Below are 24,182 nucleotides of genomic sequence, written 5' to 3'. Positions count from 1 at the left end.
CATCCCTCTTTGTTACGCTGGATTAGGAATATCGATAAAGGTTATGTCCAGATCGGTATTTTCATTCAGCCATTCGCTTAATGCGCGAATGCCGCCGCGTTCGGTCGCATGGTGACCGGCAGCATAAAAATGCAGCCCCTGCTCGCGGGCTGAGTGAATGGTTTGCTCAGAGACTTCACCGGTAATAAAGGCGTCGACACCAAATCGGGCTGCGCTATCAATAAAACTTTGACCGCCCCCGGTACACCAGGCAACGCGCTGAACTTTCTCCGGCCCGGTATCACCGCACCATAACGGTTTACGACCTAAACGCGCTTCAATCCACGATGCCAGCTCCAGCCCCGGAACCGGCATGGAGAGTTCTCCCCATGGCACCAGCGGTTCAATTTCCCCCATAACGGTGATTCCCAACAACGCGGCCAACTGCGCGTTATTCCCCAATTCCGGGTGTGCATCCAGCGGCAAGTGCCAGCCATACAGGTTGATATCATTTTCTAACAGCGTTTTCAGACGATTGCGCTTCATGCCGCGAATAACCGGAGATTCGCCTTTCCAGAAATAGCCGTGGTGAACAATAACCGCATCCGCTTGCTGGCGTACCGCCTCGTCCAGCAATGCCTGGCTTGCAGTCACACCGGTCACGATTTTATGCACCGTCTCTTTGCCCTCAACCTGCAAACCATTCGGCGCATAATCGCTAATGGCGGCGCTGTTTAGTTTGTCGTTGATCAGTTGTTCCAGTTCGGTGTTTTTCATCATCGTCCTCGTAGTCATCATTTCTGCCTGCCCAATCAGCAACACAGCTTAGGTTAAAATAGCGTCCCCGCCTGCGTTCGTCGATAGCCATTTCACTGACACATAAAGAAACAATCACACCCGCTTTGAACGTGATTTGCTTACCACTACGCGATCTAATTCATGTATATTTATGCAATCAGACAGCATATTGCAAAAATAATCAGATCTGTATCAAAGTTACAACTTTAAGGAAACACACTCGCGCAGCACGTTCAGCCAGTCGCGAGGCATTTACTTCGAGAAAATAATGAATAAACAAGCATCTCAACCACGGGCGATTTACTACGTCGTCGCGCTACAAATCTGGGAATACTTCAGTTTTTACGGCATGCGTGCGCTGCTGATCCTGTATCTCACTAACCAGCTTAAGTACGACGATAATCACGCATATGAACTGTTCAGCGCCTACTGCTCGCTGGTCTATGTCACCCCTATTCTCGGGGGATACCTGGCCGATAAAGTGCTCGGCAATCGAATGGCGGTGATGATCGGCGCATTTTTAATGGCGGTGGGACATCTGGTATTAGGTGCCAGTGAAATGGCTCCGGCGTTCCTCTATTTGTCGCTTGCGATAATTGTCTGCGGCTACGGTCTGTTTAAATCAAATATCAGTTGCCTGCTGGGCGAGTTATATCAACCTGAAGACCCGCGTCGCGACGGTGGATTCTCTCTGCTCTACGCCGCCGGTAACATCGGTTCGATCATCGCACCAATTGCCTGCGGATACGTGCAGGAAGAGTACAGTTGGGCGATGGGCTTTGCGCTGGCTGCCATCGGCATGCTGGCAGGGCTGGTGATTTTCTTATGTGGAAATCGCCATTTCGCCCACACCACCGGCGTCAACAAGGCCGTTCTGTGTGCTAAAACCTTTATTCTGCCAAACTGGGCCTGGCTGTTAGTTCTGCTAGTTACCACACCGCTGCTGATTACCGTGCTGTTCTGGAAAGAGTGGTCCGTTTACGCACTGATTGTTGCCACCATTATTGGTCTGGCAGTTCTGGCGAAGATTTATCGCCAGGCGCAGACGCAGAAACAGCGCAAAGAGCTGGGGCTTATCGTCACGCTGACCTTCTTCAGCCTGTTGTTTTGGGCCTTTGCTCAACAGGGCGGCAGTTCGATCAGCCTGTATATCGACCGCTTCGTTAACCGCGATATTCTGGGGTATTCCGTCCCTACCGCGATGTTCCAGTCGGTTAACGCTTTTGCCGTTATGCTGTGCGGTATCGTACTGGCGTGGGTAGTCAAAGAAAGCGTGAGTGGCAATCGTACCGTACGTATCTGGGGTAAATTTGCCCTTGGCCTCGGCTTAATGAGCGCTGGGTTCTGTATTCTAACCTTGAGCGCTCGCTGGTCCGCTGCTTACGGCCACTCTTCCATGCCGCTGATGGTACTTGGGTTGGCGGTCATGGGCTTTGCCGAACTGTTTATTGACCCGGTGGCAATGTCGCAAATTACGCGTATTGAGATCCCTGGTGTAACCGGCGTGTTAACCGGCATTTATATGCTGCTTTCCGGCGCCATCGCCAACTACCTGGCTGGTGTTATCGCCGATCAAACCTCACAAGGCTCGTTTGATGCTGCGGGCGCTATCAACTACTCCATCAATGCATACATTGATGTCTTTAGTGAAATTACCTGGGGCGCGCTGGCCTGTGTGGTGCTGGTGCTGCTGATTTGGCTGTACCAGTCGCTTAAGTTCAGAAACCGTTCACTGGCGGTAGAATCCTGAGTGTAGGGGCCCGATGATGTAATCTGATTCGGGCTTTTTTCAGGAATTACGCATGACTGGCAGTCAACTCCTCTTCAGAAAGACCTGTAACCAGAAGCACCATGTTGCGATCTATTCCCTGCTCCAACATAGTTTGCGCTATACGTAATGCGGCTTCTCGTTTGCCTCGCTGCAACCCTTCCTGTAATCCATCTAAGCGTAACCGCTCGGCAATCGTCATCAGCTTCTCCTTATGTTGGGGGATCCGTTGCGCCATCTCTTGTATAAATTCATTAAAGCGAGATTCATCGCCGGATTGCAGGATGTAATTAAACATCGCCTGTAGTTGCGTGTCATTAGCGCACCCTGTAAGTAACAGCGTGGCCAGTTGATCTACCAGCCCCATCAAATCCCGCTGACGGATATGTTTTTGCATTAGTTCCAGCAGTGCCATTCGCCTGTGAGCCATGATTTCGTCATCGGGCACCACTGTGATATCCACCAATGGAAATGCGCTGGCATAAAGTTGCCGTGCCGTTACAGGATCGGTAAACGCATCAAGCCAGCACAGTGAGTACGGATACGGACTTCGACAGCCATGATAAAACAGCATGGGTATCACAATCGGCAGTTCTTTGTGCCCGGCATCCAAATGACGCTGCATCGCCGCTATTGCGTAACGCAGCAGACGAAAAGCCATATGCGGATCGGCTGAACTCTGGTGTTCTATAACCACGTATACATAACCTTCACCATCGTGCGTATGCACAGACCAGAGCACGTCGGAGTAGCGGGTACGTAAATCCGCTTCAATAAAGCTTTCTGACTCCAGCTTCAGCGTATTTAAATCGCAAAGCGTTTGCAGATCTGCGGGTAGATGAATTTCGAGGAAGTCCCGAGCTGTTTCTGGATGATGTAAAAACGTTTTAAATACCGCATCGTGCGGTGTAGATGTCGTTGGTGTTGTCATCAAATTCCGTCACCTGAATGAAGATGACGGCACTTTACTGCTGGCGGAAAACCTCTTCATCAAGGCATTAGCAGCCTTGCGTACACGCTTCAGCGCTAAATGCCCCCCCACTGCAACATATTCATTCTGCTGGAAGGTATTACGCAGAAATCCGCTGCGTGCTTATCCCTTACGTGCCGCCTCATATGCCGCCAGCGTCGCCAGCCTCGCCTGTTTATGATCCACAATCGGGCGAGGATAACTCAGTGTTACCTGCGCTTTTTCAGCCCACGACCACGGTTCATGAATGGCTTTACCCGGCACGTCGTGCAGTTCCGGCACCCACTGGCGGATAAACTCACCGTCACGGTCGAATTTTTCGCCCTGCGTCGTGGGGTTAAAGATACGGAAATACGGTGCGGCGTCGGTTCCGGTTGAGGCTGCCCACTGCCAGCCGCCGTTATTGGCCGCCAGGTCGCCATCGATCAGTTGCGACATGAAATATTGTTCGCCTTTACGCCAGTCGATCAGCAGGTCTTTCACTAAAAAACTGGCGGTAATCATGCGTAAACGATTATGCATCCAGCCCGTGGCGTTGAGCTGACGCATGGCCGCATCCACAATGGGGTAGCCCGTATTCCCTGTTTTCCAGGCCTGCAAATGCGTCGGATTATTCTGCCATTGCACGCGATCGGTCCAGCGAATAAAAGGTTGATACCGACATAGCGCCGGATGGTAAGTCATCAGATGACGATAAAATTCGCGCCAAATAAGCTCATTCAACCAAACGCTGCCTGCCCCATCCTCAAGCGCCTGCGGCTGCTCCACGAGCAGTCGATTCAGGCACTGGCGCGGTGATAGTCCACCTGTCGCCAGGCTCGCGGATAATCGACTGGTTCCGTCAATCGCCGGAAAGTCACGCAGTTGTTCATATTCTCCGGCGGCCTGCTGGCAAAAATGGCGTAATTGCGCGATGGCCAATTTTTCTTCTGCCGGAAATTGCTGCGAATCAAAATCCTGCTGCGGGTAGCTCAGCGTGATGGATGTTAATGGAGAGTCAAGAGCACCGCTTTCTCTCACCTTCGGCGCACTGACACATTCTGGGATCCCGTCTTTTATCCGCTTCAGCCAGGCATTTTTAAACGGCGTAAAGACTTTATACATCTCGTGATTACCGGTCATGACCGCCCCCGGAGGCAGGATCACGCTGTCGTCAAACCCTTCGCACACCACCTGAGGTAATGACTTTTCGACGGCAGCATCACGCTGGCGTTCGTTTATTTCATATTGATAGTTATAAAATATTCGACTGACGCCATGCTGTACGCAGACGTTTTTGACGGTTTCCACACTGGTCGCAAAATCACCGACTTCATGAAACAGAAGCGGGATGCCCTTTTCTGCCAGCGCCGTTTGCAACGCGTTCAACTGCGCGTTAACCAATGCCGCCTGACGCGGGGCCATATCATGCGCCTTCCACTGTACAGGCGTGGAGATATAGAGCGCGAGTACATGTGCAGAACGATCCCGACAAGCCGCCGCCAGCGCGAGATTGTCATGCAGACGTAAATCACGCCGAAACCAGACCAGATGCGTGGTCATAACACTCCCTGATAAAAATTAATCATTGCCCTGTAAACGCCAAATCGCAGGCCAGAGTTCAAAATAACGTTGCCCGGACAACCAGGTGTTCGGGTGCTCAGCCATATAGTGTTTGAGGAGCATTAAGGGTGCAAGTAGCGGCTGCGCCTCGCGTCGATAGTTATCGATTATCGAGGTCAATTCCTGACGTTGACGCAGATCGAGCTGATTACGGAAATAGCCCTGTACGTGCATCAATACATTGGTATGGTTACGCCGGGTAGCAGGATTTAATAACAGATGGATCAATCGTAGGCGATACTCGGTAAAAAAAGCATCGAGATCTTGCCATTCATGGATTGCGGCAACGAAGGGGCCAAGCTCCCGATACTCTGGCTGGGAATGCGCCAGTAGTACCAGTTTGTAGCGGGTATGATAGTCAATTAATGCGCCCCGCGTTAATTTTCGCTGACGCAGGCGGTGCAATTCATGCAAAGCGTAAACACGTATTAATGTATTTTCGTCGAACTGAGGTGCCTCACTCGCTTCTGTGGTCAGACAGGTGCGGATACCAACAGGAATTCTCGTGCTCATCGCCACTCCTTATCCGTTACTCAGATAAGTGTAGACGTCGGCGTATAAAAAAACCGCCACATTGCTGTTGGCGGTTTTCTTGAACAATAACGACAACTTAATAGAAGTCGCAGGTGGCTTTTTCAGCCTGCTCCATCCACACCGGTTTATCACTGGTTTTGGACCAGACGCGGTGCAGATAGCTGTAAAAACGGGCGCGGTCTTTCCAGAACAACATGACCGGCAGCGCCAGCACGCCCGCCACAACGGCAAAGGTACGGCGCAAGAAAACAATGTGTGCTGGATATTCTTTATAAAAGTCCATAATCCTCTCCCATATATCTGTTCGGTGAATCGCACCGGAAAAATAAACTTGGTTAACTGATGAAAATAATACCGCCTTGTGTGTAATTTTGCTACTCATCCGACCACTTATTTTTATCTATTGATGCTCCGTTTAGCTAAAAACCGTAATTAAGTTACATAAAAGTTAAATTAATACTAATCATTAGTTAAATAATGGTCTTTGCCATTTTTATACTTTTTTTACACCCCTCCCACTGATTTTTGCGAAATCTTTGCAAGCAAAAATCTACGCTCTGGTTATCACATTTATGCCACTGGAGGTGCACCGTGAGTGCAGGCGTGATAACCGGCATTGTGCTGGTCTTTTTATTATTAGGTTATCTGGTGTATGCCCTGATTAATGCGGAGGCGTTCTGATGGCGGCCCAAGGATTTTTACTCATTGCCAGTTTCTTGCTGGTACTGTTTATCTTCGCCAGACCGCTGGGTTTTGGCTTGGCTCGGCTGATCAATAATACGTCCCTGCCGGGCCTGGCTGGCGTGGAACATCTGCTCTGGCGCGGTCTGGGCATCTCGCAGCAGGAGATGAACTGGCGGCAGTATCTGTTGGCGATCCTCGCGCTCAATGTGCTGGGGTTGCTGGTCCTGTTTTCAATGCTGATGGCGCAAAACCTGCTGCCGCTAAATCCGCAACAGCTACCTGGGCTTTCGTGGGATTTGGCGCTCAACACGGCGGTAAGTTTTGTCACCAACACCAACTGGCAATCCTATGCTGGCGAAACCACCTTAAGCTACTTCAGCCAGATGGTCGGGCTGACCGTGCAGAACTTCCTGTCAGCGGCAACCGGGATTGCGGTGATTTTTGCCCTGGCCCGTGCCTTTACTCGCCAGAGCATGAACACGCTGGGCAATGCCTGGGTCGATCTGGTTCGCATTACGCTGTGGATCCTGCTCCCCATTGCATTGCTCATTGCGTTGTTCTTCATTCAGCAAGGTGTGCTGCAAAACGTGTTGCCCTATCAGCCCATTACTACCCTTGAAGGGGTGAAACAGCTGCTGCCGATGGGGCCCGTCGCCTCACAGGAAGCGATTAAGATGCTTGGCACTAACGGGGGCGGGTTCTTTAACGCTAACTCATCACATCCGTTTGAAAACCCTACCGCGTTGACCAATCTGGTACAGATGCTGGCCATTTTCTTAATTCCTACCGCGCTGTGTTTTGCCTTTGGTGATGTGGTTGGCGATCGTCGCCAGGGGCGAACCCTGCTGTGGGCCATGTCGTTGATATTTGTAGTCTGCGTAGCCGTGGTGATGTGGGCCGAAGTTCAAGGCAACCCGCACCTGATGGCATTCGGTGCAGACAGTAATATCAACATGGAAGGCAAAGAAAGCCGCTTTGGCGTGCTGGCTACGAGTCTTTTTTCCGTCGTGACGACAGCGGCATCTTGCGGCGCTGTCGATGCGATGCATGACTCCTTCACCGCGCTGGGCGGGATGGTGCCGATGTGGCTAATGCAGATTGGCGAAGTGGTCTTCGGTGGTGTCGGTTCGGGCCTGTACGGCATGCTGCTGTTCGTGTTGTTGGCGGTGTTTATCGCGGGCCTGATGATTGGTCGCACGCCGGAATATCTGGGTAAGAAAATAGACGTGCGCGAAATGAAAATGACCGCACTGGCGATTCTGGTCACCCCTGCGCTGGTGCTGCTCGGTACGGCGATAGCGATGATGAGCGACGCCGGACGCAGCGCCATGCTCAATCCTGGTCCACATGGCTTTAGTGAGGTGTTGTACGCCGTATCGTCTGCCGCGAACAACAACGGCAGCGCCTTCGCCGGATTAAGCGCCAACAGCCCGTTCTGGAACTGTCTGCTGGCCCTGTGCATGTTCTTCGGCCGTTTCGGCGTGATCATTCCCGTGATGGCAATTGCCGGATCGCTGGTCAGTAAAAAGATCCAGCCAGCAAGTCCAGGCACGCTGCCTACCCACGGCGCACTGTTTGTCGGGTTGTTAATCGGTACGGTGTTACTGGTTGGCGCCCTCACCTTTGTTCCTGCCCTGGCGCTTGGCCCGGTCGCAGAATACCTGTCATTACACTGAGTGATGCGGAGCACATGACTATGAGTCGCAAGCAACTGGCGCTGTTCGAACCCTCTCTGGTCGCACAGGCGCTGATGGACGCCGTGAAAAAATTAAGCCCACATACCCAGTGGCGCAATCCGGTGATGTTTATCGTCTGGCTGGGCAGTCTGCTGACAACCCTGTTAACGTTGGCAATGGCCACAGGCCATATGCAAGGCAATCCGTGGTTTACCGGCGCGATAAGTCTGTGGCTGTGGGTCACCGTTCTGTTCGCCAACTTTGCCGAAGCGCTGGCGGAAGGACGCAGTAAGGCTCAGGCTAACAGTCTGAAAGGAGTTAAAAAGACCGCTTTTGCTCGCAAACTCCGCGAACCGAAATACGGTGCCGCCATGGATCACGTTCCGGCGGAGGATTTGCGCAAAGGAGATATCGTGTTAGTAGAAGCGGGCGATATTATCCCGTGTGACGGCGAAGTCATCGAAGGTGGCGCATCGGTGGATGAAAGCGCCATTACCGGTGAATCCGCGCCGGTCATTCGTGAATCCGGTGGTGATTTCGCCTCCGTCACCGGCGGGACCCGCATCCTCTCCGACTGGCTGGTGATTGAATGTAGCGTAAACCCTGGTGAAACGTTTCTCGACCGAATGATCGCCATGGTTGAAGGCGCGCAGCGGCGTAAAACGCCGAATGAAATCGCCCTGACGATCCTGTTAATAGCCCTGACCATCGTTTTTCTGCTGGCGACCGCCACGCTGTGGCCGTTTTCCGCCTGGGGTGGTAGCGCGGTCAGCGTCACGGTACTGGTTGCCCTGCTGGTGTGTCTGATCCCCACCACCATCGGCGGGCTACTCTCCGCAATTGGCGTCGCCGGGATGAGCCGCATGCTGGGCGCGAACGTCATCGCCACCAGCGGACGTGCAGTAGAAGCTGCGGGTGACGTGGACGTACTGCTGCTGGACAAAACCGGCACCATTACGCTGGGTAACCGCCAGGCTTCAGATTTCCTGCCCGCCCAGGGCGTGGACGAAAAAACGCTGGCCGACGCCGCGCAGCTTTCATCGCTGGCCGATGAAACCCCAGAAGGCCGCAGCATCGTGATTCTGGCAAAACAGCGCTTTAATCTGCGTATTCGCGACGTGCAATCACTACACGCCACCTTTGTACCGTTTACCGCCCAAAGTCGGATGAGCGGGATCAACATCGACAACCGCATGATCCGCAAAGGGTCGGTCGATGCTATTCGTCGTCACGTCGAAGCCAACGGCGGCCACTTCCCTGCCGACGTGGAGCAGAAGGTCGAAAACGTCGCACGCCTAGGTGCTACGCCGCTGGTGGTTGCCGAAGGCTCCCGCGTGCTGGGCGTGATTGCCCTGAAAGATATCGTAAAAGGCGGAATCAAGGAACGTTTTGCCCAACTGCGTAAAATGGGCATCAAAACGGTGATGATCACCGGCGATAACCGCCTGACCGCTGCCGCGATTGCGGCAGAAGCCGGGGTAGATGACTTCTTAGCTGAAGCCACGCCGGAAGCCAAGCTGGCGCTGATTCGTCAGTATCAGGCGGAAGGTCGTCTGGTAGCGATGACCGGCGACGGAACCAATGACGCCCCGGCGCTGGCGCAAGCCGACGTGGCGGTCGCCATGAACTCCGGGACCCAGGCAGCGAAGGAAGCGGGCAACATGGTGGATCTCGACTCTAACCCCACCAAGCTGATTGAAGTGGTGCACATTGGTAAACAGATGCTGATGACGCGTGGTTCGCTGACCACCTTCAGTATCGCCAACGACGTGGCGAAGTATTTCGCCATTATCCCGGCCGCGTTTGCCGCCACCTACCCGCAGCTCAATGCGCTTAACGTGATGGGGCTGCATTCGCCGGACTCGGCGATTCTCAGCGCGGTTATCTTTAATGCGCTGGTTATCGTCTTTCTGATCCCGCTGGCGCTTAAAGGCGTGAGCTACAAACCGTTATCCGCATCCGCAATGCTGCGCCGTAATTTGTGGATCTATGGTCTGGGTGGTCTGGTTGTGCCGTTTATCGGTATCAAAGCAATTGATTTACTGCTGACCCTGCTGGGTCTGGTGTGAGGTTTCAGATGAGTGGATTACGTCCTGCATTATCAACATTGATTTTCCTGATGCTTATCACCGGCGGGGCTTACCCGTTGTTGACCACCGCGTTGGGGCAGTGGTGGTTTCCCCACCAGGCTAACGGCTCGCTTCTACGCGAAGGTCAAGTCGTTCGCGGCTCTGCGCTCATTGGGCAGCATTTTACCGCGGCCGGTTATTTTCAGGGACGCCCGTCTGCTACAGCAGAAATGCCCTATAATCCAATGGCTTCAGGCGGCAGCAATCTGGCAGCCAGCAACCCGGAACTGGATAAACAGCTGCAAAGCCGGATAGCCGCGCTGCGTGCCGCCAACCCGCTGGCAAATCCTGCCGTTCCGGTAGAGCTGGTAACGGCTTCTGCCAGCGGGCTGGACAACAACCTGACACCCGCCGCGGTGGCCTGGCAAATCCCCCGCGTGGCGCAGGCTCGCAACCTCAGCGTTGAAGAAGTCACGCGCCTGGTTGCACAATACACGCAAAAGCCGTTGGTCAGTTTTATCGGCCAGCCGGTGGTGAACCTGGTAGAACTTAATTTAGCGCTGGATAAGCACTGAGAAAAAGGACATGCATAACGAACCCTTACGCCCCGACCCCGATCGCCTGCTGGAGCAGACCGCTGCCCCGCACCGCGGAAAACTGAAAATTTTCTTCGGCGCGTGTGCAGGCGTCGGTAAAACCTGGGCCATGCTGGCAGAGGCCCAGCGGCTGCGGGCGCAGGGGTTAGATGTGCTGATTGGCGTGGTGGAAACCCACGGACGCAAAGAGACCGCCGCGCTGCTGGACGGTCTCAGCATCCTGCCGCTAAAGAGACAGGCGCGCCATGGTCGTCATATCAGCGAGTTCGATCTCGACGCGGCGCTGGCCCGCCGTCCGGCGCTCATTTTGATGGATGAACTGGCGCACAGTAATGCGCCTGGCTCACGCCACCCTAAGCGTTGGCAAGATATTGAAGAACTGCTCGAAGCCGGTATTGACGTTTTTACTACCGTCAACGTGCAGCATCTGGAAAGCCTCAATGATGTGGTCAGCGGCGTCACAGGCATTCAGGTTCGCGAAACCGTCCCCGATCCTTTTTTCGATGCCGCCGACGATGTGGTGCTGGTCGATCTTCCCCCCGACGATTTGCGCCAACGCCTGAACGAAGGCAAGGTCTATATTGCCGGTCAGGCGGAAAGAGCCATCGAGCATTTCTTTCGCAAAGGGAACTTGATCGCGCTACGTGAGCTGGCCCTGCGGCGCACGGCCGATCGGGTTGACGATCAGATGCGTGCCTGGCGAGGGCGTCCGGGGGAAGAAAAAGTCTGGCATACCCGTGATGCTATTTTACTGTGTATTGGACACAATACCGGCAGCGAAAAGCTGGTGCGTGCTGCCGCGCGTCTGGCAGCGCGCCTCGGCAGCGTCTGGCATGCAGTGTATGTCGAAACGCCAGCGCTGCACCGACTGCCCGAAAAACAGCGCCGGGCAATCCTAAGCGCTCTGCGGTTAGCCCAGGAGCTGGGTGCAGAAACCGCCACCCTTTCCGATCCCGCTGAAGACAAGGCGGTAATCCGCTATGCCCGTGAGCATAATCTGGGAAAAATTGTCCTCGGACGTCCGACTACACGACGCTGGTGGCGCAGTGATTCCTTTGCTGACAAACTGGCCCATCGCGCACCGGATCTCGACCTGATGATTGTTGCGCTCGATGAGCCACCTTCGCGCCCTGTGCTACAAACTGCAGATAACCGCACCTTTAAGGATAAATGGCGGGTACAAATTCAGGGTTGTGTGGTTGCCGTCGCGCTGTGCGCCATCATTACGTTGATTGCCATGCAGTGGTTGATGGCCTTTGACGCCGCCAACCTGGTGATGATCTATTTATTGGGCGTGGTGGTTATCGCCCTCTTTTACGGACGCTGGCCGTCGGTGCTGGCAACTTTTATTAACGTCGCCAGCTTCGATCTCTTCTTTATTGCTCCGCGCGGCACGCTGGCCGTTTCCGATGTCCAGTACCTGCTTACCTTCGCCGTGATGCTAACGGTAGGGCTGGTAATCGGTAATCTTACCGCCGGAGTGCGTTATCAGGCGCGGGTGGCCCGTTATCGTGAACAACGTACGCGCCATTTGTATGAGATGTCAAAAGCGCTGGCCGTTGGGCGTAGTCAGCAAGATATTGCCGCCACCAGCGAACAGTTTATTGCCTCAACGTTCCAGGCCCGCAGCCAGGTTTTACTGCCCGGTGAGAACGGTAAGCTGGCCCCTCTCACCCATCAACAGGGCATGACGCCGTGGGATGATGCCATTGCCCAATGGAGCTTTGATAAAGGGCAACCGGCTGGCGCAGGTACTGACACGTTGCCAGGTGTGCCGTATCAAATTTTACCGTTAAAAAGTGCTGACAAAACGCATGGGCTGCTGGTTGTGGAACCAGGAAATTTACGCCAGTTGATGATCCCCGAACAGCAACGCCTGCTGGAAACTTTTACTTTACTGGTCGCCAGTGCGCTGGAGCGTCTGACGCTGACTGCCAGCGAAGAGCAAGCCCGGTTTGCCAGCGAGCGCGAAAGCATTCGCAACGCGCTGCTCGCCGCCCTTTCCCACGATTTACGTACACCGCTAACGGTGCTGTTTGGTCAGGCAGAGATCTTAACGTTGGATCTGGCAAGCGAAGGATCGCCGCACGCGCGCCAGGCCAGTGAGATTCGCCAGCACGTCCTGAATACGACCCGACTGGTTAATAACCTGCTGGATATGGCGCGAATTCAGTCTGGCGGCTTTAATCTTAAGAAGGAGTGGTTAACACTGGAAGAGGTGGTCGGCAGCGCCCTGCAGATGCTGGAGCCAGAACTCTCTGCTCCTATTAATTTGTCGCTACCAGCACCGTTGACGCTGATCCACGTCGATGGCCCACTCTTTGAACGGGTGCTGATTAATCTGCTGGAAAACGCCGTTAAATACGCAGGTCCAGCGGCGCAAATCGGTATTGATGCCAGCGTCGATGGCGAGCACCTGCAACTGGACGTCTGGGATAATGGCCCCGGCATTCCATCGGGTATGGAGCAGCGAGTTTTTGACAAGTTTTCCCGGGGAAACAAAGAGTCATCGGTACCGGGCGTTGGGCTGGGGCTGGCAATCTGTCAGGCCATTGTGGACGTGCACGGCGGTACGATTTCCGTCCACAATCGCGCACAGGGAGGAGCATGTTTCCGTGTTACACTGCCCCGGGAAATCCCCCCTGAACTTGAAGATTTTCATGAGGATATGTGACGAACGTACTGATTGTTGAAGATGAACAGGCTATCCGTCGCTTTCTGCGCACCGCGCTGGAAGCCGATGGTCTGCGTGTATATGAAGCGGAAACGCTGCAACGTGGTCTGCTGGAAGCCGCCACGCGAAAACCCGATCTCATCATTCTCGATCTCGGTCTGCCGGACGGTGACGGCATTGATTTTATTCGTGACCTGCGACAATGGAGCGCGATACCGGTAATTGTGCTCTCAGCCCGCAGCGAAGAAAGCGATAAAATCGCTGCCCTGGATGCCGGTGCCGATGACTATCTCAGTAAACCCTTTGGTATTGGCGAGCTACAGGCGCGATTACGCGTGGCATTGCGCCGCCACGCCAGCGGCGCGTCTCCCGAGCCGGTGGTGCATTTTTCCAACGTAAAAGTAGATATCGCCGCCCGGCTCGTACATCGTGGTGATGAAGAGATTCATCTGACGCCGATTGAGTTTCGCCTGTTAGCGGTACTGCTGAATAATGCCGGAAAGGTACTAACGCAACGCCAGCTGTTAAATCAGGTTTGGGGACCGAATGCCGTCGAACACAGTCACTATCTGCGAATTTACATGGGACACCTGCGCCAGAAGCTGGAACAGGACCCGGCGCGTCCGCGTCATTTTCTGACCGAAACCGGGATTGGTTATCGGTTTATGCCGTGAATCTAAGCCGAATAAAAAAAGCCGGATCAGCGCAAAGCTATCCGGCTTTTTAATTCATGCCGGATAGCGACGCTAGCGTCTTATCCGGCCTACGGTTTACGCGTTCTTCAGCACTTCGCTGACGATCTCAACCGCTTCTTTTTCGATCTGCTTGCGGTGTTCTTCACCGAGGAAGCTCTCGCAGTAGATTTTATAAGCGTCTTCGGTGCCGGACGGACGAGCGGCAAACCAGCCGTTGTCAGTCATCACTTTCAGACCGCCGATAGAAGCACCGTTGCCCGGTGCCGCCGTCAGACGTGCGGTGATCGGGTCGCCCGCCAGCGTGCTGGCACTCACCATTTCCGGAGACAGCTTAGACAGCGCCGCTTTCTGTGCGGAGGTCGCACTTGCCTGCAGGCGGTTGTAGCTCGGCGCACCAAAGCGGGCAGCCAGTTCGTTGTAGTGCTCCTGCGGATTCTTACCGGTCACTGCGGTAATTTCTGCCGCCAACAGGCACATGATGATGCCGTCTTTGTCGGTCGACCACGGTGTACCGTCGAAACGCAGGAAAGATGCCCCCGCGCTCTCTTCACCACCAAAGCCAAAGCTGCCGTCGAACAGACCGTCAACAAACCATTTAAAGCCAACCGGCACTTCGACCAGTTTACGCCCTAACTCATTCACCACGCGGTCAATCATCGCCGAGGACACCAGTGTCTTACCAACGGCAACGTCTTTGCCCCACTGCGGACGATGCTGGAACAGGTAGTTGATCGCCACCGCCAGATAGTGGTTCGGATTCATCAGCCCTGCCGGGGTGACGATACCGTGACGGTCGTAGTCTGGGTCGTTGGCAAAGGCCAGATCGAACTTGTCGCGCAGCGCCAGCAGGCCCGCCATCGCGCACTCGGAGGAGCAGTCCATGCGGATTGCGCCATCTTTGTCGAGATGCATAAAGCGGAAAGTCTGATCAACGTGATCGTTAACGATAGTCAGGTTCAGGTTGTAGTGCTTAGCAATACGCTTCCAGTATTCGATACCGGAACCGCCCAGCGGATCGACACCCAGCGTCAGACCCGCTTTTTGGATCGCCGCCATGTCGACGATGTCAGCCAGTCCTTCAACAAACGGCTGAACCAGATCCTGCTCTGTTACATGACCAGATGCCAGCGCAGCGTCCAGCGACATGCGCTTCACGCCTTGCAGACCGTCAGCCAGCAGCGCGTTGGCTCTGTCTTCCACCACTTTGGTGACGTTGGTATCTGCCGGACCACCGTTTGGCGGGTTGTATTTAATGCCGCCATCTTCCGGCGGGTTGTGGGACGGCGTGATCACAATGCCGTCAGCCAGCGGGCCGCCTTTTTTATTGTGGACCAGGATAGCATTCGACACAGCAGGGGTTGGCGTAAAGCCGTTATTTTCCTGCACGATGACGTCAACGCCGTTCGCCGCCAGCACTTCCAGTACAGAGATAAAAGCCGGTTCAGACAGCGCGTGGGTATCCTTGCCCACATAGCACGGGCCAGTAATCCCGTTTTTCGCACGTTCTTCAGCAATCGCCTGAGCGATAGCCAGAATATGCGGCTCGTTAAAACTATGACGACCTGCACTGCCGCGATGTCCGGACGTACCGAACTTAACGGCGTGCTCAGCGTTCCCTGCTGTTGGTTTCAGTACATAGTACTGTGCCGTCAGTTGGGCGACGTTAATCAAATCACTCTGTTGCGCAGGTTGACCTGCACGGTTGTGGATTGCCATTGCCTGGTCCTTCTAATGCAAGGATTAAATTGTTCCGCAAACCTTTTCAATCAATTCCGCAGGGAATTGCATTGACTGCATGATGTGTTCAACCATGCTGCATTTACGGCCGGTATTGGTGTTGGTGATCACCCAGTACGGCGTGCCTGGCACGTGTTTCGGTTTGGTTTGATTACCATTTTTCAGCAGCGTCTGTTCATCCGCTGCAAAATAAACGCGCGTACGGCCATGCAACGATTCCGTTGCTTCGGCGAACGCGTTTTGATCCAGTGAATAGAGTGTAGACAGCACCAGCATAAAGCGATTTACTGCTTTCTTCTGTTCCGCGTATTCGTCGGACAGCAGCAGTTCACGCATCGCGCGCACTTTATCTTTTACGGGGTTAACCGGCTTAGCTTCCACGACAGGTTGCACAGCGCGGACTTCTTTGACTATCGGAGTGACAGGCTGTGATGCGGCGGAAAATTTCAACATACGCCGTAAAATGTCGGATGCGCTCTCGCCAATATGCTTGGTGTGGCTGGCAATATAGCTATAGAGTTCATCATCAACTTCAATCGTTTTCATCTTAATCCAGTGCAGTGTTTAGCTGAATACAAGTTGTCGGGGTAAACACACGTAGTGTAAAGGCAAATCCCAACAGCGGATAGCGTCAAGCCTGGTGGCCAGCAAAACTCAGAGTAACCGTAGTTGTTGCAGCCATGTGGCAGAATGGTCAACATGATACCCTAACCCGTGAGTGTGAAAAAAAGAACTTTGCCATGAAATTGAATATCCGAGCGCAATCTGCGCAAAACCTGCACAATAATTCTCCCATCGTCCTGGTTCACGGCCTGTTTGGCAGTCTGGATAACCTGGGGATCCTGGCACGCGATCTGGTGGTCGATCACGATATCATCCAGGTCGATATGCGAAATCATGGCCTCTCCCTTCGTTCCCCTGAGATGAATTATCCGGCCATGGCGCAAGATTTGCTGGATACGCTGGACGCTCAGCAAATAGAAAAGGCGACCTTTATTGGTCACTCGATGGGGGGAAAAGCCGTCATGGCGTTAACCGCGCTGGCTCCTGATCGTATCGATCGACTGGTGGCCATTGATATTGCGCCGGTCGACTATCATGTTCGCCGTCACGATGCGATCTTTACCGCTATTAATGCCGTAACCGATGCCCAGGCCACTTCGCGTCAGCAGGCGGCCAGCGTCATGCGTCAACATCTGCATGAAGAAGGCGTAATCCAGTTTCTGCTGAAATCTTTCGTCGACGGCGAGTGGCGTTTTAACGTTCCCGTGCTGTGGGATCAGTATCCTCATATCGTCGGTTGGGAAACCATTCCTGCATGGGAGCACCCGGCGCTGTTTATCCCTGGCGGCAACTCACCGTATGTTACCGAAGCGTATCGCGAACAACTGCTGGCGCAATTCCCACAGGCTCGGGCGCATGTTATTGCTGGAGCCGGTCATTGGGTGCATGCGGAAAAACCGGAGGCGGTGCTGCGCGCCATCCGTCGTTATCTGAACGAACAGGCTAACTGATTAAAAACTCAGCGTCTGCGCGCGATTACGCGCGTGGGCGTTGGCGTGTCCCCCCTGCTGATGTATTATGGCGCGCTATCCATCCGGGCAGACGCCTGGCTGATTGTTTCCCCGAAGTCACCAAGATCATGGCCAAAGAACAAACGGACCGTACGACATTAGATCTGTTCGCGCAGGAGCGTCGTCCGGGACGCCCCAAAACTAATCCGCTCTCGCGTGATGAACAGTTACGTATTAATAAACGTAATCAGCTTAAGCGTGACAAAGTTCGCGGGCTTAAGCGTGTCGAACTGAAACTGAACGCTGATGCCGTTGACGCTCTGAACGAGCTGGCTGAGGCGCGTAACATGAGTCGCAGTGAACTCATCGAAGAGATGCTGATGACCCAACTCAGCACATTGCGCGGTCAGGCATAGTCTGAATTTCTGCTCTAAATCATAAATCGTGTAGCACAGAGTGCAGTCCTGCGTGTTTGCTGTTTCCGCATGCCTGACTGTTCTGCTATGATTGCCCTTATCCGTGGGCAATGCGCCACCACCATTTCAATAAGTTTCAAGAGGTTATTTTACTCATGGCAATCACTGGCATCTTTTTCGGCAGCGACACCGGTAATACCGAAAACATCGCAAAAATGATTCAAAAACAGCTTGGTAAAGACGTTGCCGATGTTCATGACATTGCAAAAAGCAGCAAAGAAGACCTCGAAGGTTATGACATTCTGCTGCTCGGCATCCCAACCTGGTACTACGGTGAAGCGCAGTGTGACTGGGACGACTTCTTCCCTACCCTCGAAGACATTGATTTTAATGGCAAACTGGTTGCATTGTTCGGCTGCGGCGACCAGGAAGATTACGCAGAATATTTCTGCGATGCGTTAGGGACCATTCGCGACATCATCGAACCGCGCGGCGCAACTATCGTTGGTCACTGGCCGACTGCGGGTTATCACTTTGAAGCGTCTAAAGGCCTGGCTGACGACGACCACTTTGTCGGTCTGGCTATCGATGAAGATCGCCAGCCAGAACTGACAGCAGAACGCGTAGAAAAATGGGTTAAGCAGATCTCTGAAGAGCTGCACCTCGACGAAATCATTAATGCCTGATTTCGTGCGGCGCAGATTTCCATCTGCGCCGCATCAATAGATAAAACCAATCAAAATAATTGCTACAAATTTGTAACTTTTTCGTCTGACCCTGTACAATGGCTGGATGCCAATCGGGTGTTGCACAGTGTGTTTGTCGGCGATACCACGTTTTGATTAACAATATATGCCAGAGACTTGCAGTTTTCATTTAGCCATGGCAGTTCTATAATGATACGCATTATCTCAAGTGCAATTTCTGTCACTTCTGTTAATGAAGTGAATCGTTTAGCTACAGGACAGATTCCGCATGACTGACAACAATACCGCATTAAAGAAGGCTGGCCTGAAAGTAACGCTTCCTCGTTTAAAAATCCTGGAAGTTCTTCAGGAACCGGATAACCATCACGTCAGTGCGGAAGATTTATACAAACGCCTGATCGATATGGGTGAAGAGATTGGTCTGGCGACCGTGTATCGTGTGCTGAACCAGTTTGATGATGCCGGTATCGTGACCCGCCATAATTTTGAAGGCGGTAAATCCGTCTTCGAACTGACTCAACAGCATCACCACGATCACCTCATTTGCCTCGACTGCGGCAAAGTGGTCGAGTTCAGCGATGATTCCATCGAAGCGCGCCAGCGTGAGATTGCGGCTAAACATGGTATTCGTTTAACCAACCATAGTCTCTATCTCTACGGCCACTGCGCTGAAGGCGATTGCCGCGAAGATGAGCATGCCCACGACGGCAAATAATGTAATGCTTTTTGAAAAGCCAACCTTCCGGTTGGCTTTTTTTATGGGCATTACCTGCCCTTTTCCCCTTCCCTCTGCTCCTGTGTTGCTTTAATGTAAAATCAATTGCCCCTTCCGGAGAGTCGAAATGGAACTTCGCCAGCTACGCTATTTTGTGCGCATTGTAGAAACCGGCAGCATGGGTAGCGCGGCACTCGATCTCAATATCGGGGTTTCGGCACTCAGCCAGCAAATGTCGCGTCTGGAAAACGAACTCGCTATTCGCCTGCTGCAGCGCACCTCGCGAGGCGTGACGCCCACCAGCGCCGGGATGGCTTTTTACTCCCAGGCGCAGCTGGTGCTTCGTCACGCAGACGACGCGATCCTCGCCGCACGCGAGTCCCGGCTTTCCGGGCACGTCAGCGTCGGCATGGCTCCCAGTACTGCTTCCGTTCTCGGAATGCCGTTTATCAACGCCATGCGGGAAAGCTACAGTGATGTCCGTCTGCATGTGGTGGAAAGCCTCTCTGGCAATCTGGAGCGGATGATTAATACCCGCCAGATTGATCTGGCTGTCGTATTTCAGAAAGAAAAGATCCTGCGCTGGAGCGCCATACCAATTCTCGAAGAGCGGCTGTTTTTGATTGGGACTCATGCTTTACTGGCTGATATTGCCGAAGACAATATTGCTCCAGCCCAGCTGGCAAGTATCCCATTGATAATGCCAAGCCCGGGCCACGGTCTGCGCGGCAGGCTGGAAGCGATTTGTCAGGAACACGCGCTGAACATTGAGATCGCCACGGAAATTGATGGTCTGGCGCTACTCATGCGCGCCGTGCGCAGTGGCATTGGTGCCACTCTCCAGCCCGGCGCGGCAATTTCCCATCTCGATAAAGAGACGCTAAGAGTGATCGGCGTCCACAATCCAATACTTAGCCGCCCCAACTTTCTGGTGAGTCTCTCAGACGATGAACTCACCCCGGCAGGCCTCGCGGCCCGCGTGGTGCTGACGAAAGTGATGCATCAACTGGTGGAAGCAGGAAGCTGGCCTGGCGCCATCCTTTACAATAACTAAAGTACCGTTTAGCACCACGTCATAGCGCCCGCACAAGCCGTGCGTATACATTTCAATTACAAATTTAACAATTAGTTAAATGGTAATGGAGTATACGATGGTTGATGTTCTGGTAATTGGCGGTGGCAATGCCGCGTTATGCGCTGCCTTGTCTGCCCGCGAGCAAGGAGCTTCGGTACTCCTGCTCGAAGCGGCTCCCCGTGAATGGCGCGGAGGAAACTCCCAACACACACGTAATTTACGTTGTATGCATGACGCGCCGCAGGATGTGCTGGTGGAAAGCTATCCTGAAGAAGAATTCTGGCAGGATCTGTGGCGCGTCACGGAAGGGAATACCAACGAAGCGCTGGCGCGTCTGGTGATCCGTACCTCTTCACAATGCCGTGACTGGATGCGTCAGCACGGCGTTAACTTTCAACCTCCTCTCTCCGGCGCTTTGCACGTGGCGCGAACCAACGCCTTTTTTATGGGCGGTGGAAAGGCCCTGGTGAATGCCTATTACCGCAGCGCAGAAAAGCTGGGCGTTCAAATTCGCTATAACACCCCCGTTCAGACGCTTGAACTGCGTAATGGTGAGTTCGTGGCGGCGTTGGCAGGCGAAGAGCGCATCACAGCGAAATCCTGCGTGCTTGCCGCTGGCGGATTCGAATCTAACCGGGAGTGGTTGCGCGAAGCCTGGGGGGAAAATGCCCGCGGCGAGTGGCCTGCGGATAACTTCCTGATTCGCGGCACGAGTTTTAATCAGGGCGTACTGCTCAAATTTATGATGGATGCTGGCGCAGACATTATCGGCGATCCCTCCCAGTCACACTGTGTTGCTATTGATGCCAGAGCACCATTATATGATGGCGGGATTTGCACCCGCGTGGACTGCGTTTCGCTCGGTATTGTGGTGAACCGGGATGCTGAGCGTTTTTATGATGAAGGTGAAGATTTCTGGCCCAAACGCTACGCCATCTGGGGACGTCTGGTCGCTCAACAGCCAGGACAGATTGGCTACTCCATCATCGACAGTAAAGCTATCGGACACTTCATGCCTCCGGTCTTTCCTGGCACGCAGGCCAATACGCTGGCTGAACTGGCCTTTCAGTTAGGACTGGATGCCGAACGCTTTACCCACACCGTGACAGAGTACAACAACGCCTGCCAGCCAGGTCAGTTCGACCATACCGTTCTGGATAACTGCGCCACTAAAGATTTGCTACCCGCGAAAACGCATTGGGCGCGACCGCTGGATCAACCGCCTTACTACGGCTACGCCCTGCGGCCAGGAATCACCTTCACTTATCTTGGGTTAAAAGTGAACGAACGCGCCGCTGTGCATTTTGCAGGGCTTCCAAGCCGTAACCTGTTCGTCGCCGGAGAGATGATGGCGGGCAACGTGCTGGGCAAGGGTTACACCGCAGGCGTGGGGATGTCGATCGGCACGACCTTTGGCCGCATTGCCGGAAAAGAAGCCGCGCTGGCCGCACGTAAGGAGACACGTCATGAAGCAGCTTGAGAAACTGATCATCAAAGCGCAAATTATCACCGAACCGGAAGCTGAAGTTGAACGTGTGATGCAGGTGTGCAATGCCTGTCGCTATTGTGAAGGCTTTTGCGCCGTATTCCCGGCCATGACGCAACGTCTGGAATTCGGTAAAGCGGATATCAATTATCTGGCAAACTTGTGCCATAACTGCGGCGCTTGCCTGCACGCGTGTCAGTATGCCCCGCCTCATGAATTTGCCATCAACGTGCCGAAGGCGATGGCGGAAGTCCGGCTCGAAACCTATCAGCATTACGCGCAGCCCGCCGCTTTTGGAGCGCTATATCGTCGCGCAGGCGTAACCGTGACGCTGGCGCTGGTATTCGGTCTGATCCTGTTTTTACTCCTCGCTATAGGTTTGAAAGGTTCACTATTCCATCCTCCGCTGGCCGGGGATTTCTATCAAATTTTCCCGCATAACCTGCTGGCCTGGATGTTTGGTTCGGTCTTTGTTCTGGCGATCGGTTTGCTGATGGCAGGCGTGATCCGCTTCTGGCGCGAGATTTCTCCGGGCATGCCGCGTTCCGCCGAGATTGCTGAAGCCTCGCACAATGCGCTGACGCTGAAGTATCTCGATGGAGGCCATGGCAAAGGTTGTAACGAAGCGGATGATGCTTTCACCCTGATGCGTCGCCGTTTCCACCACTTTACCTTCTATGGTTTTATGCTCTGCTTTGCCGCCACCGTGGTGGCAACGGGCTATCACTACTTTGCAGGCATAGAAGCACCCTACCCGTTCTTCAGCGTTCCGGTCATGCTGGGCACGTTGGGTGGCATTGGCCTGGTTGTCGGTCCGGCTGGCTTGCTATGGCTTAATCTCAGGCGCTCACCGCTACACGGCGACGCCCGGCAAAAACCGATGGATCGCGGTTTTATTTTGCTGCTGCTGCTGACCAGTCTGACCGGTCTGGCGCTGCTGGCGGGAAGAGATACCTCATGGATGGCTATTTTACTGGCCATTCATCTCGGCGTGGTCATGGCGCTTTTTCTGACCATTCCTTACGGAAAATTTGCCCACGGATTTTACCGCTGCGCAGCCTTACTCAAGTGGGCGATTGAGAAACGGCGCGGCAAACAGGCGGGGGTCACAGGCGACTAACCCGCACACTCTTACCTCTATAAATATTATGATAAGACAGTGGAGCAAACCCAATGACACAACAACCATCGCGCACCGGAACTTTCGGCGCAATACTGCGGGTAACCAGCGGTAATTTTCTCGAACAGTTCGACTTTTTTCTGTTCGGGTTTTACGCCACCTATATCGCAAAGACTTTCTTCCCCGCGGAGAGTGAGTTTGCCGGGCTCATGTTGACCTTTGCGGTTTTCGGTTCGGGTTTTTTAATGCGGCCCGTTGGCGCAATCGTGCTGGGTGCTTATATCGACAGAATTGGTCGCAGGAAAGGGCTGATGGTGACGCTGGCCATTATGGGATGCGGTACCCTGCTGATTGCCATGGTACCCGGTTATCAAAGTATTGGCCTGCTGGCTCCTGTGCTGGTATTAGTCGGTCGATTATTGCAGGGCTTCTCTGCGGGCGTAGAGTTGGGCGGCGTTTCGGTTTATCTTTCTGAAATCGCCACGCCTGGCAATAAAGGTTTCTACACCAGCTGGCAGTCCGCCAGCCAACAGGTTGCCATTGTGGTGGCAGCGCTGATTGGCTACGGCCTGAATGCCACGCTGGGGCACGATGAAATCTCTGAATGGGGCTGGCGCATTCCGTTCTTTATTGGTTGTATGATTATTCCGTTGATCTTCGTCCTGCGCCGCTCGCTTCAGGAAACGGACGCATTTTTACAACGTACACACCGTCCCGACACCAGGGAAATTTTCACCACTATCATCAAAAACTGGCGTCTGATCTCAGCGGGTACACTGCTGGTGGCGATGACCACAACGACGTTTTACTTTATTACCGTCTATACCCCGACCTATGGCAGGGCTGTACTCCATCTGAGCGCTCGCGACAGCCTGATCGTCACCATGCTGGTCGGTATTTCTAACTTTATCTGGCTGCCGATTGGCGGAGCGATTTCTGACCGAATTGGTCGCCGCCCGGTGTTGATGGGGATTACCGTACTCGCACTGCTCACCACCTGGCCGGTCATGCACTGGCTCACCGCCGCGCCAGATTTTATGCGCATGACGCTGGTCCTGCTTTGGTTCTCGTTCTTTTTTGGTATGTACAATGGGGCAATGGTCGCGGCACTCACCGAGGTGATGCCTGTCTATGTCCGTACGGTGGGTTTTTCACTGGCCTTCAGTCTGGCTACGGCGATTTTTGGCGGTCTGACACCCGTCATATCCACGGCGCTGGTCCAGCTAACCGGAGATAAAAGCTCGCCGGGATGGTGGCTGATGTGCGCGGCACTTTGCGGACTCGCCGCCACGGCAATGTTGTTTGTCCGCCTGAGTCGTCATTATCAACCGGCCGAACAGAAACTCTGACATGCAAACGGGCGGAGA

General features: G+C 53.8%; 23 protein-coding genes. 16 read left to right on the top strand and 7 right to left on the bottom strand.

Translation table 11 applies throughout. The features are described from left to right. Window positions 1-12: 12 nt before the first annotated feature. Window positions 13-756, bottom strand: coding sequence for a radiation resistance protein YbgI (gene ybgI / locus OGY10_RS09035; RefSeq protein WP_057067734.1), 744 nt, complete (start codon window positions 754-756; stop codon window positions 13-15). 289 nt (window positions 757-1,045) lie between these two features. Here ybgI and dtpD point away from each other — a divergent pair, with 289 nt between their 5' ends. Next, the gene (gene dtpD / locus OGY10_RS09030) at window positions 1,046-2,527 is read left to right on the top strand and encodes a dipeptide permease DtpD (RefSeq protein WP_125362511.1); all 1,482 of its coding nucleotides are present in this window, start codon (window positions 1,046-1,048) and stop codon (window positions 2,525-2,527) included. A gap of 46 nt (window positions 2,528-2,573) precedes the next feature. On the opposite strand, the gene OGY10_RS09025 is transcribed toward dtpD, so the two are convergent. From OGY10_RS09025 to OGY10_RS09010, 4 genes are all read right to left on the bottom strand, one after another. Continuing rightward, window positions 2,574-3,476, bottom strand: coding sequence for an Rpn family recombination-promoting nuclease/putative transposase (locus OGY10_RS09025; RefSeq protein ID WP_020996544.1), 903 nt, complete (start codon window positions 3,474-3,476; stop codon window positions 2,574-2,576). Window positions 3,477-3,638: 162 nt separating this feature from the next. Continuing rightward, the gene (phrB, locus tag OGY10_RS09020) at window positions 3,639-5,057 is read right to left on the bottom strand and encodes a deoxyribodipyrimidine photo-lyase (protein ID WP_125362510.1); all 1,419 of its coding nucleotides are present in this window, start codon (window positions 5,055-5,057) and stop codon (window positions 3,639-3,641) included. A gap of 18 nt (window positions 5,058-5,075) precedes the next feature. After that, on the bottom strand, window positions 5,076-5,630 hold the full coding sequence (locus OGY10_RS09015; protein WP_100247216.1) for a DUF1722 domain-containing protein: 555 nt from the start codon (window positions 5,628-5,630) through the stop codon (window positions 5,076-5,078). Window positions 5,631-5,727: 97 nt separating this feature from the next. Further along, complete coding sequence (locus tag OGY10_RS09010) at window positions 5,728-5,934, bottom strand: YbfA family protein (RefSeq protein ID WP_003022870.1); 207 nt, start codon at window positions 5,932-5,934, stop codon at window positions 5,728-5,730. A 308-nt stretch (window positions 5,935-6,242) separates the two neighbouring features. Here OGY10_RS09010 and kdpF point away from each other — a divergent pair, with 308 nt between their 5' ends. Genes kdpF through kdpE form a run of 6 tightly spaced genes read left to right on the top strand, consistent with a single transcriptional unit; the run spans window position 6,243 to window position 14,024 of the window. After that, window positions 6,243-6,332, top strand: a complete 90-nt coding sequence (kdpF, locus tag OGY10_RS09005) for a K(+)-transporting ATPase subunit F (RefSeq protein WP_001670793.1) — start codon at window positions 6,243-6,245, stop codon at window positions 6,330-6,332. Then, on the top strand, window positions 6,332-8,011 hold the full coding sequence (gene kdpA / locus OGY10_RS09000) for a potassium-transporting ATPase subunit KdpA (protein WP_125362509.1): 1,680 nt from the start codon (window positions 6,332-6,334) through the stop codon (window positions 8,009-8,011). Before kdpF ends, kdpA begins: the two co-directional genes overlap by 1 nt. 20 nt (window positions 8,012-8,031) lie before the next feature. Next, complete coding sequence (kdpB, locus tag OGY10_RS08995) at window positions 8,032-10,080, top strand: potassium-transporting ATPase subunit KdpB (protein WP_020996545.1); 2,049 nt, start codon at window positions 8,032-8,034, stop codon at window positions 10,078-10,080. 8 nt (window positions 10,081-10,088) lie between these two features. Then, a complete protein-coding gene (gene kdpC / locus OGY10_RS08990; protein WP_286576654.1) occupies window positions 10,089-10,655 on the top strand; it encodes a potassium-transporting ATPase subunit KdpC in 567 nt (188 codons plus the stop codon). A 10-nt stretch (window positions 10,656-10,665) separates the two neighbouring features. Further along, window positions 10,666-13,350 carry a two-component system sensor histidine kinase KdpD gene (gene kdpD / locus OGY10_RS08985; protein ID WP_286576653.1) on the top strand — a complete coding sequence of 895 codons (2,685 nt, stop codon included), beginning with the start codon at window positions 10,666-10,668 and terminating at the stop codon, window positions 13,348-13,350. Next, the gene (gene kdpE, locus OGY10_RS08980) at window positions 13,347-14,024 is read left to right on the top strand and encodes a two-component system response regulator KdpE (RefSeq protein WP_048226088.1); all 678 of its coding nucleotides are present in this window, start codon (window positions 13,347-13,349) and stop codon (window positions 14,022-14,024) included. The genes kdpD and kdpE overlap by 4 nt, the downstream gene beginning before the upstream one ends. Before the next feature lie 96 nt (window positions 14,025-14,120). Here kdpE and pgm read toward each other — a convergent pair whose 3' ends face one another. Together pgm and seqA are read right to left on the bottom strand one after the other, a co-directional pair. Next, window positions 14,121-15,761 (bottom strand): phosphoglucomutase (alpha-D-glucose-1,6-bisphosphate-dependent), encoded by a 1,641-nt coding sequence (gene pgm, locus OGY10_RS08975; RefSeq protein WP_286576651.1) that lies wholly within the window; start codon window positions 15,759-15,761, stop codon window positions 14,121-14,123. Window positions 15,762-15,785: 24 nt separating this feature from the next. After that, window positions 15,786-16,328, bottom strand: a complete 543-nt coding sequence (gene seqA, locus OGY10_RS08970) for a replication initiation negative regulator SeqA (RefSeq protein WP_003022848.1) — start codon at window positions 16,326-16,328, stop codon at window positions 15,786-15,788. Between the two features lie 194 nt (window positions 16,329-16,522). Between seqA and ybfF the strand changes: the two genes are divergently transcribed. The 9 genes from ybfF to OGY10_RS08925 all read left to right on the top strand — a co-directional run bounded on the left by ybfF (window position 16,523) and on the right by OGY10_RS08925 (window position 24,164). Then, the gene (ybfF, locus tag OGY10_RS08965; RefSeq protein ID WP_286576650.1) at window positions 16,523-17,296 is read left to right on the top strand and encodes an esterase; all 774 of its coding nucleotides are present in this window, start codon (window positions 16,523-16,525) and stop codon (window positions 17,294-17,296) included. 128 nt (window positions 17,297-17,424) lie between these two features. Then, window positions 17,425-17,712 (top strand): LexA regulated protein, encoded by a 288-nt coding sequence (gene ybfE, locus OGY10_RS08960; protein WP_003831362.1) that lies wholly within the window; start codon window positions 17,425-17,427, stop codon window positions 17,710-17,712. 155 nt (window positions 17,713-17,867) lie between these two features. After that, complete coding sequence (gene fldA / locus OGY10_RS08955) at window positions 17,868-18,398, top strand: flavodoxin FldA (protein WP_003022839.1); 531 nt, start codon at window positions 17,868-17,870, stop codon at window positions 18,396-18,398. A 210-nt stretch (window positions 18,399-18,608) separates the two neighbouring features. Next, a complete protein-coding gene (locus OGY10_RS08950; RefSeq protein WP_100247215.1) occupies window positions 18,609-18,695 on the top strand; it encodes a ryhB-regulated fur leader peptide in 87 nt (28 codons plus the stop codon). Next, a complete protein-coding gene (gene fur / locus OGY10_RS08945; RefSeq protein WP_003022836.1) occupies window positions 18,688-19,134 on the top strand; it encodes a ferric iron uptake transcriptional regulator in 447 nt (148 codons plus the stop codon). The genes OGY10_RS08950 and fur overlap by 8 nt, the downstream gene beginning before the upstream one ends. A 127-nt stretch (window positions 19,135-19,261) precedes the next feature. Then, window positions 19,262-20,188 carry a tricarballylate utilization LysR family transcriptional regulator TcuR gene (tcuR, locus tag OGY10_RS08940; protein WP_191226264.1) on the top strand — a complete coding sequence of 309 codons (927 nt, stop codon included), beginning with the start codon at window positions 19,262-19,264 and terminating at the stop codon, window positions 20,186-20,188. 97 nt (window positions 20,189-20,285) lie between these two features. Next, the gene (gene tcuA / locus OGY10_RS08935) at window positions 20,286-21,689 is read left to right on the top strand and encodes an FAD-dependent tricarballylate dehydrogenase TcuA (RefSeq protein WP_079934613.1); all 1,404 of its coding nucleotides are present in this window, start codon (window positions 20,286-20,288) and stop codon (window positions 21,687-21,689) included. Continuing rightward, on the top strand, window positions 21,676-22,815 hold the full coding sequence (gene tcuB, locus OGY10_RS08930) for a tricarballylate utilization 4Fe-4S protein TcuB (protein ID WP_191226265.1): 1,140 nt from the start codon (window positions 21,676-21,678) through the stop codon (window positions 22,813-22,815). Before tcuA ends, tcuB begins: the two co-directional genes overlap by 14 nt. Before the next feature lie 53 nt (window positions 22,816-22,868). Beyond that, window positions 22,869-24,164 (top strand): MFS transporter, encoded by a 1,296-nt coding sequence (locus OGY10_RS08925; protein WP_286576646.1) that lies wholly within the window; start codon window positions 22,869-22,871, stop codon window positions 24,162-24,164. The last annotated feature ends 18 nt before the right edge of the window (window positions 24,165-24,182 follow it).

Source organism: Citrobacter sp. Cpo148, from assembly GCF_030332375.1.
GTDB classification, from domain to species: domain Bacteria; phylum Pseudomonadota; class Gammaproteobacteria; order Enterobacterales; family Enterobacteriaceae; genus Citrobacter; species Citrobacter portucalensis.
The sequence above is the reverse complement of the archived record's forward strand: the minus strand, read 5'-3'. Positions and strand labels throughout refer to the sequence as shown.